Origin of the sequence: Lactobacillus kitasatonis DSM 16761 = JCM 1039, assembly GCF_000615285.1 — a bacterium.
Lineage (GTDB): Bacteria > Bacillota > Bacilli > Lactobacillales > Lactobacillaceae > Lactobacillus > Lactobacillus kitasatonis.
Genome location: NZ_BALU01000006.1, coordinates 72003 through 87683 on the forward strand (window position 1 = coordinate 72003; position 15681 = coordinate 87683).

The 15681-nt window shown below is 36.6% G+C and carries 19 protein-coding genes; 7 read left to right on the top strand and 12 right to left on the bottom strand.

Features of this window, described 5'->3' with window-relative positions:
- Positions 1-157 precede the first annotated feature (157 nt).
- From JCM1039_RS05355 to JCM1039_RS05370, 4 genes are read right to left on the bottom strand one after another with little or no spacing between them, the layout of a single operon-like run.
- Positions 158-385 (bottom strand): hypothetical protein, encoded by a 228-nt coding sequence (locus JCM1039_RS05355; RefSeq protein WP_025014956.1) that lies wholly within the window; start codon positions 383-385, stop codon positions 158-160.
- Positions 382-678, bottom strand: coding sequence for a MerR family transcriptional regulator (locus JCM1039_RS05360; protein ID WP_025014957.1), 297 nt, complete (start codon positions 676-678; stop codon positions 382-384). Before JCM1039_RS05360 ends, JCM1039_RS05355 begins: the two co-directional genes overlap by 4 nt.
- 12 nt (positions 679-690) lie before the next feature.
- On the bottom strand, positions 691-1506 hold the full coding sequence (locus JCM1039_RS05365) for an antA/AntB antirepressor family protein (protein ID WP_025014958.1): 816 nt from the start codon (positions 1504-1506) through the stop codon (positions 691-693).
- A gap of 31 nt (positions 1507-1537) precedes the next feature.
- The gene (locus JCM1039_RS05370) at positions 1538-1744 is read right to left on the bottom strand and encodes a helix-turn-helix transcriptional regulator (protein ID WP_025014959.1); all 207 of its coding nucleotides are present in this window, start codon (positions 1742-1744) and stop codon (positions 1538-1540) included.
- A gap of 168 nt (positions 1745-1912) precedes the next feature.
- On the opposite strand from JCM1039_RS05370, the gene JCM1039_RS05375 reads away from it, so the two are divergent.
- The 7 genes from JCM1039_RS05375 (at position 1913) to JCM1039_RS05405 (ending at position 5135) form a co-directional block, all read left to right on the top strand.
- On the top strand, positions 1913-2263 hold the full coding sequence (locus tag JCM1039_RS05375) for a helix-turn-helix domain-containing protein (RefSeq protein WP_025014960.1): 351 nt from the start codon (positions 1913-1915) through the stop codon (positions 2261-2263).
- A gap of 9 nt (positions 2264-2272) precedes the next feature.
- Positions 2273-2677, top strand: a complete 405-nt coding sequence (locus tag JCM1039_RS05380) for an ImmA/IrrE family metallo-endopeptidase (protein WP_025014961.1) — start codon at positions 2273-2275, stop codon at positions 2675-2677.
- A 14-nt stretch (positions 2678-2691) separates the two neighbouring features.
- The gene (locus JCM1039_RS05385; protein WP_025014962.1) at positions 2692-3048 is read left to right on the top strand and encodes a hypothetical protein; all 357 of its coding nucleotides are present in this window, start codon (positions 2692-2694) and stop codon (positions 3046-3048) included.
- Positions 3049-3057: 9 nt separating this feature from the next.
- A complete protein-coding gene (locus tag JCM1039_RS05390; RefSeq protein ID WP_025014963.1) occupies positions 3058-3264 on the top strand; it encodes a DUF2513 domain-containing protein in 207 nt (68 codons plus the stop codon).
- The gene (locus JCM1039_RS05395; protein WP_025014964.1) at positions 3261-3461 is read left to right on the top strand and encodes a hypothetical protein; all 201 of its coding nucleotides are present in this window, start codon (positions 3261-3263) and stop codon (positions 3459-3461) included. The genes JCM1039_RS05390 and JCM1039_RS05395 overlap by 4 nt, the downstream gene beginning before the upstream one ends.
- Positions 3462-3493: 32 nt before the next feature.
- Positions 3494-3826: a hypothetical protein gene (locus tag JCM1039_RS05400; RefSeq protein WP_155831130.1), complete on the top strand. Its 333-nt coding sequence runs from the start codon at positions 3494-3496 to the stop codon at positions 3824-3826.
- Positions 3827-3935: 109 nt separating this feature from the next.
- The gene (locus tag JCM1039_RS05405) at positions 3936-5135 is read left to right on the top strand and encodes a tyrosine-type recombinase/integrase (protein WP_025014966.1); all 1200 of its coding nucleotides are present in this window, start codon (positions 3936-3938) and stop codon (positions 5133-5135) included.
- Positions 5136-5225: 90 nt separating this feature from the next.
- Here JCM1039_RS05405 and lepA read toward each other — a convergent pair whose 3' ends face one another.
- The 8 genes from lepA to truB form a co-directional block, all read right to left on the bottom strand.
- On the bottom strand, positions 5226-7064 hold the full coding sequence (gene lepA / locus JCM1039_RS05410) for a translation elongation factor 4 (protein ID WP_025014967.1): 1839 nt from the start codon (positions 7062-7064) through the stop codon (positions 5226-5228).
- 98 nt (positions 7065-7162) lie between these two features.
- Entirely contained in the window at positions 7163-8317 is a 1155-nt protein-coding gene (gene dnaJ / locus JCM1039_RS05415) for a molecular chaperone DnaJ (protein WP_025014968.1), read from the bottom strand.
- A gap of 83 nt (positions 8318-8400) precedes the next feature.
- A complete protein-coding gene (dnaK, locus tag JCM1039_RS05420) occupies positions 8401-10263 on the bottom strand; it encodes a molecular chaperone DnaK (RefSeq protein WP_025014969.1) in 1863 nt (620 codons plus the stop codon).
- A 16-nt stretch (positions 10264-10279) separates the two neighbouring features.
- Positions 10280-10867, bottom strand: coding sequence for a nucleotide exchange factor GrpE (grpE, locus tag JCM1039_RS05425; RefSeq protein WP_025014970.1), 588 nt, complete (start codon positions 10865-10867; stop codon positions 10280-10282).
- 12 nt (positions 10868-10879) lie between these two features.
- Positions 10880-11929, bottom strand: coding sequence for a heat-inducible transcriptional repressor HrcA (hrcA, locus tag JCM1039_RS05430; RefSeq protein ID WP_025014971.1), 1050 nt, complete (start codon positions 11927-11929; stop codon positions 10880-10882).
- A 93-nt stretch (positions 11930-12022) separates the two neighbouring features.
- The gene (gene abc-f, locus JCM1039_RS05435) at positions 12023-13540 is read right to left on the bottom strand and encodes a ribosomal protection-like ABC-F family protein (RefSeq protein ID WP_025014972.1); all 1518 of its coding nucleotides are present in this window, start codon (positions 13538-13540) and stop codon (positions 12023-12025) included.
- A 261-nt stretch (positions 13541-13801) separates the two neighbouring features.
- A complete protein-coding gene (ribF, locus tag JCM1039_RS05440) occupies positions 13802-14746 on the bottom strand; it encodes a riboflavin biosynthesis protein RibF (protein ID WP_201780308.1) in 945 nt (314 codons plus the stop codon).
- Positions 14747-14751: 5 nt separating this feature from the next.
- The gene (truB, locus tag JCM1039_RS05445) at positions 14752-15645 is read right to left on the bottom strand and encodes a tRNA pseudouridine(55) synthase TruB (RefSeq protein ID WP_025014974.1); all 894 of its coding nucleotides are present in this window, start codon (positions 15643-15645) and stop codon (positions 14752-14754) included.
- Between the last annotated feature and the right edge of the window lie 36 nt (positions 15646-15681).

Genomic DNA, 15681 nt, shown 5'->3' on the forward strand with positions numbered 1-15681 from the left:
CTTTTGACGTTGCTTGGAAGTTCTGCAAAGCTCCCACTAGCAACATGCAAACAATTACTATTAGCAAGGCAATTTTGTTGGACGTTGCTAAGGTAATGGGCTTGTCTACGAGAAATAAAATGTTTAAAAATTTGTTCCATAGTTTCATCTTTTCTCCTTAGTTTTTCTTTTTAGTAAGAACGTGAGCGCCTACTAAAATAATTACAATCATCAATGCACCTAACACTGGCAAAACTCTAGCCGGGTGGTTGCCACCGTAAATTACAGTTTGTTGAACTATCAACAGTGGCAAAAACAGAATTGATAGAAACTCTAGGATCTTTTCAAAGGCCATTGCAAAGTAGCTTAAGAAATGATCTAGCTTTGTTTTTCCGTATTTATTCATAAAATCACCTTCTTCAAATAATCTTTACCGTGTTCTGCATAAGCGTCTAAATCTTCACGCAAGTAAAATTTTGTTTTTCCTTCACCAGGAAAGCTAGGTGTTAGTTCACCAGTTTTTACTAATTTATCTATGTAAGATCCGCTAACGCCTAGATACTTTGCAGCACTTTTACGATTGAACATCTTAGGTACCCAGGTATTACCTCCACGCCTTGAAAGCTCTTCCTTAACTACTTCCTTTACGATTTGTCTTATAAAAGCTTTAAGGGCTGATAAATTGAACAATGTGTTCATCTTGGTTACCTCCTAAATTCCCAAGGTTGAAACAATTACTTTTTGATAATTGTCATCAAACTTACCTTTTAAAGCCTTGTTGATTAAGTGCTTTTGGCCTTCAGGAGTTACCAAAGTTTTACGGTACGGACGGCCGTCTCTGGTTACTTTATGAATCACTCTGAAATAGCCGGCCTTAACTTTTGAACTCATTGGTAAGTTCCAAAAATCTTTTTGTTTTGATAAGTACTTTTCATCTCTTAAAAGCTTGTAGAGTTGATTCTGTCCGATTGTGAAGCCGTTCTGTGTCAAAATATCTGCTAGCTCACGAATTGGAATTGCATGGTGGCTATATCTGATAGCTCTAGCAAAAACGACATCGTCAGCATCTTTATCAATCTTGTCTTGTAGCTTCTCATTTTTGTGTTCTAGCTCTTGTCTTTCCTTAGCCTCTTCAATCCATCTTTCAGCTCTCTTGATAGGATCTTCAATCATGTATGAATCAGGTTTAGGAATGCTCATTGCCTTAATTTCATTGAATCGTTTTTCAACTCTAATGAAGTATTGACGAACTTCTTTGCCTTTTTCAGTTTTGGACATCATGCACAGTTCTTTTGCCATGTCGATTGTTAATAGATAATCTTGAAGTTCTCGAACTTGAAAGCCACCATTGTTTTGGACCTCCGTATCTACAGATACGCTGGTAAAATCTTGGCCTTCTTCAAAACTACTGAAATTTTTCTTTACCCAAAGGCTGAATCTAATTTTTAATTCAAGTCCCTTATAAAGGTCTCTTGCTGAAACAAGTTGATTGCCATTCTTGACTTGAATGTTGATTAAACTATTCATATTCTTCTCCTTTTATCCGTTTTGGATAATTTTATTTTAAAAAAATATCCGGTTTAATGCCTAACGCTTTTGAAACAGCAATAGCAAAGTCAGCATCAAACTTTAGTCTTCCTTGGACTCTACTATTAAAAGTGGGATTACTAATACCCATTTTATGAGCAACAAAGCTTTGCTTGATACCGTGATCATCTAAATAATCCTTTAGAATCTCATTTGCATTTTCTTTAACTACTGACATTGACTCGCCCTCCTTATTATCCGTTTCGGATATTTAACTTACAAATAATATAATACCCCGTTTTGGACGCAAGTCAACACTTTTTTATCCATTTTGAATAAATTTATTTTCAAATTGAATAATAGAAACTACAATTAACTCAAATAGGATAAAAATAAGGAGGCCAATATGAGTGTCTTTAGTGAACGTTTAACTGCTGCTAGAAAAGCAATGGGCTGGACTAGGAAAAGAGCTGTGGCAGAATTTCAACTCCCCTATCAAACCTATTCTAACTATGAACAAGGTAAAAGAGAGCCAGATATAAAAACAATGAAGCAATTAGCAAATAAGCTTAATACTACTATTGATTATTTAACAGGTGTAACGGATAATCCAAACTTACCTTCAGTCTCTAATACAGATCTTGAAGCTATGCTTGATAATGCCCATTCATATAATGGTAAAACAATGGATGATCACGATAGAGCATTAATTAAGCAGTACTTAGAAGCACTTTTTAGTCAGCGCGATAAAAAGTAAGGTGATTTTATGGAAAGCCATTTAAAACACTTACTAAAGAAATATGATTTAGTGATTAGATATGGGCCTACACATGGTAAAGGCTACATTGTACGCACACCTGATGGCTACCCTAACCTTCTTGTCGTCAAGGAAAATTTGTCAGATGAAGAAACTGAAAAAGTAATTCTTCATGAGATTGGTCATGCTAAAAATGATGATGATGTGATTGGTGATTATAAAACTGATACCCGTGCCCGTGGTAGTTCTGAACACAAAGCTAATAGCTTCATGATTAGTGAGAAGATTAAGGAATATGCAAGCCTTGGTTATGACACTATGAATGCTAATTATGTTAACTTAGCAGACTGTTTAGGTACTAAGGACTACTGGGAAGTCAGAGAGCAATTAGCAAAATATGCTTTTGATAAGTAATAAGGAGAAGAAAAATGGGACTTTTTGGAACACCAGAAGAAAGAGCTGCCAAAAAAGCAGCAAAGTTAAAAGCAAAGCAAGCTAAAAAACAAGCAAAACTTGATGCTTGGATGAGCAGCCATGGACTAAGTGGCTTAAATAAAAATAACCTGAAACAAGTTGCGAGAATTAGAGATCAATTATGGGGAACTAGTTTTTTTGGAACGTTTGCTAACGATGAAAAAGATCAATTATTTAACTTATTACAAGCTCAACAAGGAATTATTGAGCAAAACTGGCTCTTAATTAAACAATTAGATCAGCTTCAAGATCAAAATGATAAATTAATCCAGTTAGTTCAAAAGCTGGCAGATGAAAATAATGAGAAATAGAGAGACATCATGAGATTAAATTCTGATTGTATCAGAGACACTCTACTAGCAATTGAAAAATACCAAAATTATAACGATTGGTTAGAATTTAGTTACTTAAAAAGCACTAAGGAGTTAGCTCAATATCCGCCTGAAGAAATTGAGTACACGCTAAACGCATTAAGAAATGGCAATCTAATCAATATAGATAAATTTCAAGGAAGTAATTCAAAATGAATAAGAAAACAAATAAGCCTATATTACTTTTTGCTACATTTGTTTTAATTTTATGTGGTTTCTTAGCCGTTAATAGCAACAATGTCTCTGCTAAGAGCTGGTACTGGTGGGCTAAAAAGCCGAGAACTATTGTTTTGACAAGACCTAGATATATTTATGAGATTCAAGCACAACGCCTAGATATAAAAACTACATGATTAGAAAAAAGCTTTTAAAAGCTGGTACAACTATGAAAATTCAGCATGTTGCTTCCTATGATTGGGTAATTACAAAACCTGGTTATGCCAATGGATACTTCAAAGTCAATAAAAAGTTTTGGATCATTCCTGAAAGCAAAAATATCTGGAAAGACCGATATGAAAAATACAAATGGATTGATAAAGGATTACTAGATGGTCAATTTAAAGATGAACACTTCAGCTATAAATTTACTTGGAAGCAGTTCCGCAAACTATGTTCTTTAAACGTATTGAACAACAATTATTTCGTTACTAAAAAGGACTGGAGAACCAAAATCAGACCATTAATTGAAAAATGGAAGCCTGAAACTGAAAAAGATTAAAAAAGGGATCAATTATAAATATTAAAAAAAGCTTGCTTACCTACACGGCAAACGAGCTTTTATTAAACACTGTAAAAGAACATTAGTTTTATGAAAGGAGGTGAAAATCATGGCACGTAAGAAGGATAAAGAAATAACCGAATATAAGCTTAAAAACGGTGAAAAATACTTTAGGTTGAAACTATATCTTGGTATTAATCCTGAAACTGGTAAACGTGTTCAAAGAACTATTAGCAAAATTTCTTCACGTAAAGAAGCCGAAGAAATTAGAAAGCAGCTAAAAGCAAAAGGCGCTGGTGCAATTGCCGAAAAAGATAAGATTAAACAGCAAAAAAGAACTGTAACCGACGTTTACAATGTTTGGATTGAGAACTTAGCGCTTGACGTTCGTGGTTCTACTCTTCACCGTCTAAAAGACACTTGGAGAACACAAACAGAGCCGGAGTTTGGCAATGCTTATATTGATAATATTTCTGCAGATCATGTTCAGCGCTATGTAAATGATCTAGCTTCAAAATATACGACCTACCGGTCAATAGCTAACCAATTACATAGAATAATCAAATACGCTATTTTTAGAAAATGGTGTGACAAAGATCCTTTTGATTGGGTTTTAATGCCTAAAAAGTCAGCAAAGAAAAAAAGAGACACATCTCATAACTTTTATGAGTTAGATGAGCTTAAACACTTTCTTGAAGTTGCTAAAGACTATAGCCCTATGAAATATACTTATTTTCTCACGGTTGCATCTTTAGGCTGTAGACGTGGTGAAGCACTTGCTTTGAAGTGGTCTGATATAGATTTTACTCATAAAGGTGTTTCAATTGAAAGAACCGTTTCAAAAGATAAGGACGGCCACAAAATAATTGACGACGTTAAAAACGGCGTTCATCATGTTGTACCTATGTCGGATAATCTGTATACCATCTTAAAAGAATACAAAGAATATTGTGACAGCAAAGGAAATAATTTTGAATGGTTGTTTCCTACTCATGATGGTAGTTTTAATTGGTCTCAACAAACTGATATATGGATCAAATACTTATACAAGTTTGATAGGAAAAGGTGTGAAGCGTGGAATAAAGATCACCCTAATGATCTTAAAAAGCCCCTACGCAGAATTACACCACACGGCCTACGTCACACCTTAGCCACTCTTCTTTACGATGGTAAAGATGGTATTACCCCTAAAGACGTTCAATATGTTTTAGGTCACAAAACTTCAAAGACGGCTATGGAAATTTACACTCACGTAACCAAGAAACAAAAGAAAGATATTAAGAGTTCAATCAACAATTTGAACTTTTAAAGCAAGTATTCTGTAGATTTTCTGTAAATTTGCCCTGAATGCAAAGAAAGAGCGACGTCAACACACGTCGCTCTAAGAAATATAGAATTATTACTTGCCTTTGATATCATCGTCATTCATCTTAAGAACGGCCATGAAGGCATCTTGAGGTACTTCTACCTTACCTACAGCCTTCATTCTCTTCTTACCACGCTTCTGCTTTTCAAGCAATTTAGCACGACGGTCAGGGTCACCGGTGTGGATCTTCCAAGTAACATCCTTACGGTATGGTTTAATCGTAGCACGTGAAATAATCTTGGCACCGATCGCACCTTGAATATCAACTTCGAAGTTCTGACGTGGAATTAACTTCTTAAGCATTGAGGTCATTTGACGAGCACGATCTTGAGCTTCACTTCTGTGAGCAATAAAGCTAAGGGCATCGATTGGTTCCTTGTTAAGCAAAACATCAATCTTAACTAAGTCAGTTGCACGATAGCCAGTAATTTCATAGTCAAGTGAAGCATAACCCTTGGTTGAAGACTTTAAGTCATCAAAGAAGTCAAAGATAATTTCAGCTAATGGCATGTTGTAAATGACATTAACACGATATTTATCAAGATAATCCATAGTGACAAATTCGCCACGTTTTCTTTGACAAAGTTCCATTACAGGGCCGACAAAGTCATTTGGTACCATAATTTCAGCCTTAACATAAGGTTCTTGAACTTCCTTGTATTCACCAGCATCTGGTAAATCTGATGGGTTATCAATTACCTTAGTTGAACCACCATTCATAATTGCGTGATAGTCAACGGATGGTGCAGTCATAATTAAATCAAGATCAAATTCTTGTTCTAGTCGTTCTTGCACAACATCCATATGTAAAAGTCCTAAGAAACCACAACGGAACCCGAAGCCCAAAGCAGTAGAAGTTTCAGGTTCAAATTCTAAAGCTGCATCGTTTAATTGCAACTTTTGCAAAGCTTCCTTTAAGTCTTCATAATCACGGTTATCAACTGGATACATACCAGAGTAAACCATTGGTGGAATTTGACGGTAACCTGGAAGTGGTTCGGCAGTAGGATTATCTGCTTGGGTGATAGTATCACCAACACGAGTTTCACGAACAGACTTAATGTTGGCAGTAATGTAACCTACATCCCCAGCAATTAAGATATCTTTCTTAATTGGATGTGGACTTGAAACACCTACTTCAGTAACTTCATATTCCTTACCGGTATTCATAATTTGAATCTTGTCGCCAGGCTTAACTGTACCATCTTCAATTTTGACTGACATTACGACACCACGATAATCATCGTACTTAGAATCAAAAATCAAAGCCTTAAGTGGAGCAGTAATATCACCAGATGGAGCTGGAATATCTTTAACTACTTTTTCCAGCATATCCTTAATGCCTTGACCAGTTTTACCAGATACTTCTGCAGCTTCAGAAGCATCAAGACCAAGCATTTCTTCAATTTCTTCCTTAGTCTTAGGAATATCAGCAGATGGTAAATCGATCTTATTGATTACAGGTAAAATAGCCAAATCATCATCAATAGCCAAGTAAGTGTTAGCCAAAGTCTGAGCTTGGACACCTTGCGAAGCATCAACTACCATCAAAGCTCCTTCACAAGCAGCTAAAGAACGTGATACTTCATAAGAGAAGTCTACGTGTCCCGGTGTATCGATCAAGTGGAAGATGTAGTCTTCGCCATCTTCAGCATGATACTTAACTTCAACCGAGTTCATTTTAATAGTAATACCACGTTGACGTTCAAGTGGCATATCATCTAACATTTGATTCTTCAATTGACGTTGACTTACTGTATCAGTCAATTCAAGAATTCTATCAGCAATAGTAGACTTACCATGATCAATGTGAGCTACGATTACAAAATTTCGAATATGTTTTTGATAGTCTTTTAATTTGTTTAAATCCATAAATAAATGCACCCTTTTATTTCTGTCTTATTAATTATAGCAAAGGTTACGGCGCATATAAAAGAAATAGCGAGCTGCATTTTTACAGCCCGCTATTTCTATTCTCCATTCAATTTATCTTTAAGTCTTTCAAAAAAGCCTTTTTCTTTTGGAGTGATATGACCGCCACCATCTTGAACAAAGTCGGTCAAATCTTTTCTTTGTTTTTCATTAATATGCTTTGGAATAACGACATCAACAGTAATGATTTGATCACCGTTACCGTTACCACGAAGATAAGGCACACCTTTACCACGTAAGGTAAATTTCTTATTAGGTTGCGTACCTGCTGGAATAGTCAACTTTTCATCACCATGAACAGTCTTAACATCAATATCATCGCCCAATGTAGCTTGTGCAAATGAAATTGGAACGTGAGTATAAATGTTTTGACCACGACGTTCAAAGATCTTAGATGGTTTTACACGGTAAACGATGTACAAGTCACCGTATGGTCCACCGTTAATACCAGCATCACCTTGGCCTTGGTAACGCAATTGTTGACCATTATCAATACCTGCTGGAATATCAACTTCAATAGTATTCTTACGTTCAATAATACCCTTACCGTGGCAAGTTTCACATGGGTGTTCAATAATTACACCACGACCATGACACTTATCACAGGTAGTTTGTTGACGAACCATACCAAATACTGATTGTTGGGTAATCGTCATATAACCTGTACCATGACATTTATCACAGGTGATTGGGTGTGTGCCCTTTTGACAACCGTTACCACCACAGATCTCACAAGTTTCTTCACGAGTGTAGCTAACTTGGGTCTTTTTTCCCTTAATGGCATCCATAAAGTCAATCGTTAACGTATAGTCGAGGTCCTGACCACGTTGTGGTGCCGTAGGATCAACTCTTTGTCGACGGCCTTGACCAAAGATATCACCAAAAATGTCGCCAAAATCGCCAAAGCCTGAAGTATCAAAACCTGCACCACCAAAGCCTTGACCGGCTCCGCCACCGAAGCCACCTTGGCCATTTACACCGGCAGAACCAAATTGATCATATTGTGCACGCTTTTGCTTATCATGCAAAACTTCATAAGCTTCATTTACTTGCTTATACTTTTCTTCTGCTCCGGGTTCATGGTTCAAATCTGGGTGGTATTTTTTTGCTAGTTTACGATATGCCTTATTAATTTCCTGGTCACTGGCGTCACGATCTACGCCAAGCACTTTATAATAATCTTCTTGTGCCATCTATTTGAACTCCTTATGATTCTCAAAAGAAAAGAACTACTCAATGGGTAGTTCTCTTCTCCTTTTGTTTAATTATAAACCCATTACTTGTTTGGATCTACTTTGTGGAATTCACCATCTTGGGCACCACCGTTATTACCATTGTTTGGGTTGCCACCTTGTGGGCCTTGAGGACCTGCTTGTGGGCCAGCTTGACCTGCTGCACCTTGAGCTCCACCATTTTGTTGGTAAAGTTTAACAGCTAAGTCTTGAGCAGCCTTGGATAAGGCATCTTTCTTTTCTTTCATTTCGTCCAAGTTGTTGTCCTTTTGAGCCTTCTTCAAGTCATTAAGGGCATCTTCAACTGGCTTACGATCTGCATCAGAAAGCTTATCCTTAGTTTCCTTCAAAGTCTTGTCAGTAGTGAAGACTAATTGATCAACTTCGTTACGTAAGTCTGCTTCTTCCTTACGTTTCTTGTCTTCTTCGGCGTGTTCTTCGGCGTCTTTTTGCATACGCTTGATTTCTTCGTCTGACAAACCGGATGAACTCTTGATAGTGATCTTTTGTTCCTTACCAGTACCCATATCCTTAGCAGATACGTTTACGATACCGTTCTTGTCGATATCAAAAGTAACTTGAATTTGAGGAACACCACGTGGTGCAGGTGGAATATCAGTTAATTCGAAGCGGCCAAGAGTCTTGTCGTCTGCGGCCATTGGACGTTCACCTTGTAATACGTGAACATCTACTGCTGGTTGGTTATCTGCAGCAGTTGAGAAGATTTGACTCTTTGAAGTAGGAATAGTAGTGTTTCTGTCGATTAACTTAGTGAAGACACCACCCATGGTTTCAATACCAAGTGACAATGGAGTAACATCAAGCAAAACGATGTCCTTAACATCACCTGAAATAACACCACCTTGGATAGCTGCACCTAAGGCAACAGCTTCGTCAGGGTTAATTGAGTGGTCAGGTTCCTTGCCAGCCCATTCCTTAACTGCCTTTTGAACAGCTGGAATACGAGTTGAACCACCGTTTAAGATAACCTTGTCGATGTCGTTAACAGTAAGACCTGCATCCTTTAATGCATTGTCAAATGGGATCTTAGTCTTTTCAACTAAGTCGCTAGTCAATTCATCGAACTTAGCACGAGTTAAGTCAGCTTCAAGGTGAAGTGGACCAGATTCGCCGGCAGAAATGAATGGAAGTGAGATGTGAGTGCTTGATACACCTGACAAGTCTTTTTTAGCCTTTTCTGCGGCATCCTTTAAACGTTGCATTGCCATCTTGTCTTTAGACAAGTCAACACCATTTTCATCCTTGAAGTTCTTGATCAACCAATCCATAATACGGTGGTCAAAGTCATCACCACCAAGATGAGTATCACCGTTAGTTGACAATACTTGGAAGACACCGTCACCTAATTGAAGTACGGAAACATCGAAAGTACCACCACCAAGGTCGTAAACCAAAACCTTTTCATCTTGGTCTTTGTTCAAACCAAAGGCTAAAGCTGAAGCAGTTGGTTCGTTGATGATTCTTTGAACATTCAAACCAGCAATCTTACCGGCATCCTTAGTAGCTTGACGTTGTGCGTCATTGAAGTAAGCAGGAACAGTAATAACTGCATCCTTAACTTCTTCACCTAAGTAGTCTTCTGAGAACTTCTTGATGTATTGCAAAATAAATGCTGAAATTTCTTGTGGAGTGTAGCTCTTGTCGCCAACCTTAACCTTGTAATCAGCTTCACCCATGTGACGCTTGATTGAAACAATAGTATTAGGGTTAGTAATAGCTTGACGCTTAGCAACTTCACCTACTTGAATTTCACCGTCTTTGAAAGCAACTACTGATGGAGTAGTACGATTGCCTTCTGGGTTAGTAATGATCTTTGGTTCTTTACCTTCAAGAACTGCAACTGCTGAGTTAGTAGTCCCAAGGTCAATACCAATAACTTTTGACATGTATAAACTTCCTCTCTTATTGAGCAACTACAACCATAGCTGGTCTTAGCGTTCGATCTTTATATTGATATCCTTTTTGTAAAACCTGAACAACGTGATCTTTTTGATCATCATTCTCAGCTGCTACTGTTTGAACAGCTTGATGTAATGTCGGATCAAATTTAACGCCTTCAGCTTCAATCTCAACAATACCATGATCTTTCATAGCCTTAGTAAGTGAATCAAGGGTCATTTGAACACCTTTCTTCAATTGCTTAGAAACATCATCATCAGCTTTAACGCTTAAAGCTCTTTCCAAATTGTCCATTGCAGGCAAAACGTCTTTAGCTAAGCTTTGAGATTCGTATTTGATAAGTTGCGCTCTTTCCTTTGAGTAGCGGTTTTGCATATTTTGAATTTCTGCTTCACTACGCAAATACTTATCTTCAAGATCTTTGTTTTTGGCTTGTAAATCAGCTATTTCTTTAGCTAATTTTTGATCTTTGTTATCTTCTTTTTTAGATTCTTCGTCCTTAGCCGTTTCTTTCTTCACAGCTTTTTTAGACACAGAATCTTTTTCTTTTTTATCTAAATCTTTTTCACTAGGAAACTCTTCTTTACTCACGGCTAACCTCCTCTATTGAAATTTACCGTAATAGTCGAGCAACTTCTTGGCTAATTCATTTCTAAAGTATTCAAGAAGTCCGATCATTTGTGAATACGGCATATTTGTTGGCCCAAGTAAAGCAATTGTTCCTTTACCATGGGTGCCGACGCTATATTCAGCGGTCAGCAAACTATAATTCTTTAACAAATCGTTAGGCATTTCTGATCCTAACTTTACTTTTACTGGATATTTCTCGGTCTTCGGATCAGCTTTCCCATCGAGCAAGTTAGAAAATAGATTATCATGATCGATTAATTCATAAAGAGATCTGATATCTTTTACATTATGTTCAGATGTGTTATTCAACAAATTAATTTGTCCATCAACATACATCTGCTCGCTTGCAGCATCTTTTAAAACATCTTCAACCAAATCTAGAAGCTCGGTAACATGATCGCTACCAAGCTCACTCTTAGCAAGCTCACTTAAGAATGAAATATTAACTTCACTTAAGCTCTTACCAACTAATTGATCGTTGATCATTCGTACTGCTTTTTCAATTTCTTCGCCATGAATATTATGTGGCAAAGCATAAACCTGATTCTGAACATTGCCATCACTCGTCACTAGAATGGCCATTACTTGTCTTGCTGACAATGGCACAATTCTGAAACCCGTGATCTTAACATCCGCACTCTCAGGTCCTTCAGCAAAAGCAGTATAATCAGTTAAATCTGATAAGATACGTGCTGCTTCTTGCACAATCTCATTCACTTGATGGAAAGGTCGATCCAATTGACTTCCGATTGTATTATAAACGGACTCTGGCAACTGCAGTGGTTCAACCAAATTGTCCAAATAATACCGATAACCTTCGCTTGAAGGAATTCGACCACTAGAAGAGTGGGTCTTTTCAATCAAGCCTTGATCTTCTAGCACTGCCATTTCATTACGAATGGTTGCACTTGATATCTTAATTGGCAATTGTTTCATCACTGTCTTTGAACCTACAGGCTCACGTGTCTGCGTAAAGTCCGTGATTATTGTTTTTAATATAAGTTCTTGACGCTCGGTCAACATAAATATCGCCCTCACTTTTAGCACTTACATCTCTTAGGTGCTAACAAATTCTATTATACTAAAATTTAGCAATAATTCAACCCGAGTGCTAATTTATTTTGAACTTTTTTCTAGCTTTATTCTGTGCTTGGCTACATGCTCTATGAAGTACTGATCGTGTTCGACCAAAAGCACTGCTGGTTGCTTGTCTTTAAGCAATTTAATTAATTGATCTTGATTGAAAACATCTAAGTAATTTGCCGGTTCATCCCATAAATATAAATCAGCTGGCTCTACTAAAGATTTGGCCAAGGCAACGCGCTTTTGCTGACCCATGCTCATCTCTTCAATTTTGGTAGTAAAACTTTCTCGTGGAAATCCCATTTTCTTTAAATTGTTAAGTAATTCTTCATAGGAAATCTTTTGCTTTTCGGCAAATTCTTTTAGAGTCCCAGTATATTCAGTGAAGTCTTGTGGCAAATATGATATTTTTAAGCCATTTATTAAAACAAACTTACCTTGATATGAAACCTCATTGGTTTTGCTTAACAGCAATTTTAAAAAGGTCGATTTACCACTTCCGTTTTTGCCTTCTAGAGAAACGATACCTTTATTTTTAACGATCATATTTAGATCTTCAAAAAGCTGTTTATCTTGAACCTTCAAAGACAAGTGCTGAGTTTCAAGTAAAGTCTGATGATAGTTTGGCTGAAAATTCATTGTTAAATCAGGCACATCTTCAATATTGACCATTAAACCTTTTTTCTCTTCGATTCGTTTATCCATTCGATGCTGAGTATTGATAGCCTTCTTCATCATTTTTGCTGCAGCATGACCAATTGCACCCTTGTTTAATCTTGTACGTCTATTAAGAACATACTGCGTTTTTCTACCCTGATACTTTTGTGCTTCTACACTATCAGACCAATTATTAAAACGAACATACTTATTGTTTAAACTCTTAATTTCACCTTTTAATTTTTCATTTTTATCACGATTAAATTGATCCCTTTTCTCCTTTGTATCCTCATAACTAGCATAATTTCCTTGATACAAATGAATTTCAGTATTTTCAATCGCTAAAATATGATCAGTAATTTGATTCAGAAAATCACGATCATGACTTACCACAATATAGCCTTTATCATGCTTTCTCAAATATTCTGCTACTTGCAAACGACTAGCTTCATCCAAATGATTAGTAGGTTCATCAATAAGCGGAAATGCATCCCTATCGGTAAATGACAAGGCAAGTAATACCTTTGTTTGCTCGCCACCACTTAATGTATTAAACGGCTGCCACAACAAATTAGGATCCGTGTCCATTAAATTTAGCTCTCGCTCAAGTTCCCACTGTTCAAAATTTGCTTGGTCCTGCAATTCATAGAGAGTAATATTTTCAGGATTTTTTTCAGTAATTGGAAAGTAAGAAAAGACAAGTTTACTTTCAATTTTACCAGTTCCCTGTAATTTTCCTCTCAGTAAGTTCAATAATGTAGTCTTACCTCTACCATTTCTACCAACTAGACCCAATTTCCAGCTGCTATCCAAGTTCAAATTTAAGTCATTAAAAATATTGTCACTGGCATCTTCGTATCTAAAAGAAAGGTTTGAAATCTTAATATTGCTCATGAAATCACCTCACGCAAAAAGAGAGTCCACACTTTTTCAAGAGTAGACTCCCTTCTTAACATTTAGATATGAAAAAAAGAAGGATATACCATTTATGTCTAATCTTGACAAAAGTGCATAGTAACCCTCTTCAAATAAAGAGTAACTGTTAAACTATGCTTCATTTTGCAAGATTAAAGACGCAACGGCGATCCCTCTTTCTAAATTTGAATTTCAATTGATACAAAAAGGATATCATGAAAAATATTGCTTTTCAACTTTTTATTCAGCAAAATAGGCTTTGATCTCTTCTTGATCCTTTTCAAGTTGCTTCTTCAATTCATCCAAGTTGGCAAATTTAATTTCTCCGCGAGTATACTTGTACCACTTAATCTTCATTGGCTTATCGTATACATCTTCGTCAAAATCAAATAAGTTTGACTCAATATAAATCTTCTTTTCTTGACCAATTGTCACGTTATAACCAACGCTAGTCATTGAATCATACCATTTGCCATCTATCTCAGTTTTAGTTGCATAAACGCCAATTTTAGGGATCACCTTGTGATCTGCCCAGATTAAATTAGCCGTCGGGAAACCTAGCTTATGCCCATTACGTTTGCCATGGCCTACTATGCCACTCATCACATAATGATGTCCCATTAATTTGTAAGCAAGTTCCATCTTGCCATCTTTAATGGCTTGGCGGATCTCGGTGGAGCCAATCTTTTTACCGGCAAAAATTTGCTTAGGCATTACTACAATATCAAAGCGTCTCTTCGCATAATCTGGCAAACGATCCATATTTGCAATTTCTTTGGGACCATATGTATAGTCAAAACCGGCTACGACAGTGTCCGCATTCAATTTAACAATTACATTATCAACAAAGTCTTGTGCCTCGATTTGACTAAATTCTTTGGTAAATGGCATCACAGCTAGATAATCGACACCTAATTCAGCCATTTTATCTGCTTTTTCTTCAAGCGTTTCAAGATATTTAAAATTCTTTTTGTTCTCATAAATTTCTTTAGGGTGTCGATCAAATGTCATAACCACCAGAGGTAATTTCTTTTGATCCGCAACTTCTTTTGCTCGCTTGATCAATTTTTGATGTCCCAAGTGAACTCCATCAAAAAAGCCGAGAGCAAGTACTACTTTTGAAGATAGAATATTTTCTTTAACTGGATAAGTTAAATGGACGATTTTCACAACTAATTCCTTCATTTCAATTATTCATTTTGAAGCAACATTAGATCTGGGCAATAGAGTCTCCCCTTATTCTCATAAATTGCCCTAACTTTTTTATTGTACCTTAAAGCTACCTTTTTGGCATCTGTTTCTAACTTAATCCAGGCACCATTTTGAACTTTTTTCCATTGATCATCTGACAGATCAATAGTTTCATAATTAGTGAAAAATGCATCGATTGGTTGAATCAATTCACTAGCCTTTTCAGGATTTGCTTCAATCTCACTTAATTTTACTGCTTGAGTGATATCAAAGCCAGAACTAGCAGTTCGTCTTAATTCAGTCATAACAGCTGGTTTGCCTAATTTTTCTCCCAAATCATTAACAAGTGATCTAACATAGGTACCTTTGCTGCATTCAATTTCAAATCCGAAGCTTTCTTGTCCCTTATCTTCATCAAACACAGGTTCATCTACTAAACGATAATCATAGATATCAACTGTTCGCTTAGGACGCTCAACAGCAATTCCTTCTCTGGCATATTCATATAAGTGCTTACCATTTACTTTAACAGCTGAGTAAATTGGAGGAACTTGCTCAATTTCTCCTTTAAATGAATCCATCCCTGCTTGAATTTCTTCAGCAGTAAATGGGTGATCTAGTTTTTCCTCTTTTAAAACCGTACCTGTTGCATCATACGAATCAGTTGCGTAGCCAAATAAACCCTTACCCTCATATTTTTTAGGACGTGTATGCATAAGTTCAATTAACTTAGTAGCTTGTCCAATTGCGATCGGTAAAACTCCAGTTACTTCAGGATCCAATGTACCAGCATGACCAATTTTTCTAATATGCAACGCACGACGCAAATGGTAAACAACATCTGCGCTTGTCATATCCTTGTCTTTATCAATCACTAAAATTCCATTTAACATATTTATATCCTATCTAGCTAACAAAAAAAGCGCCTT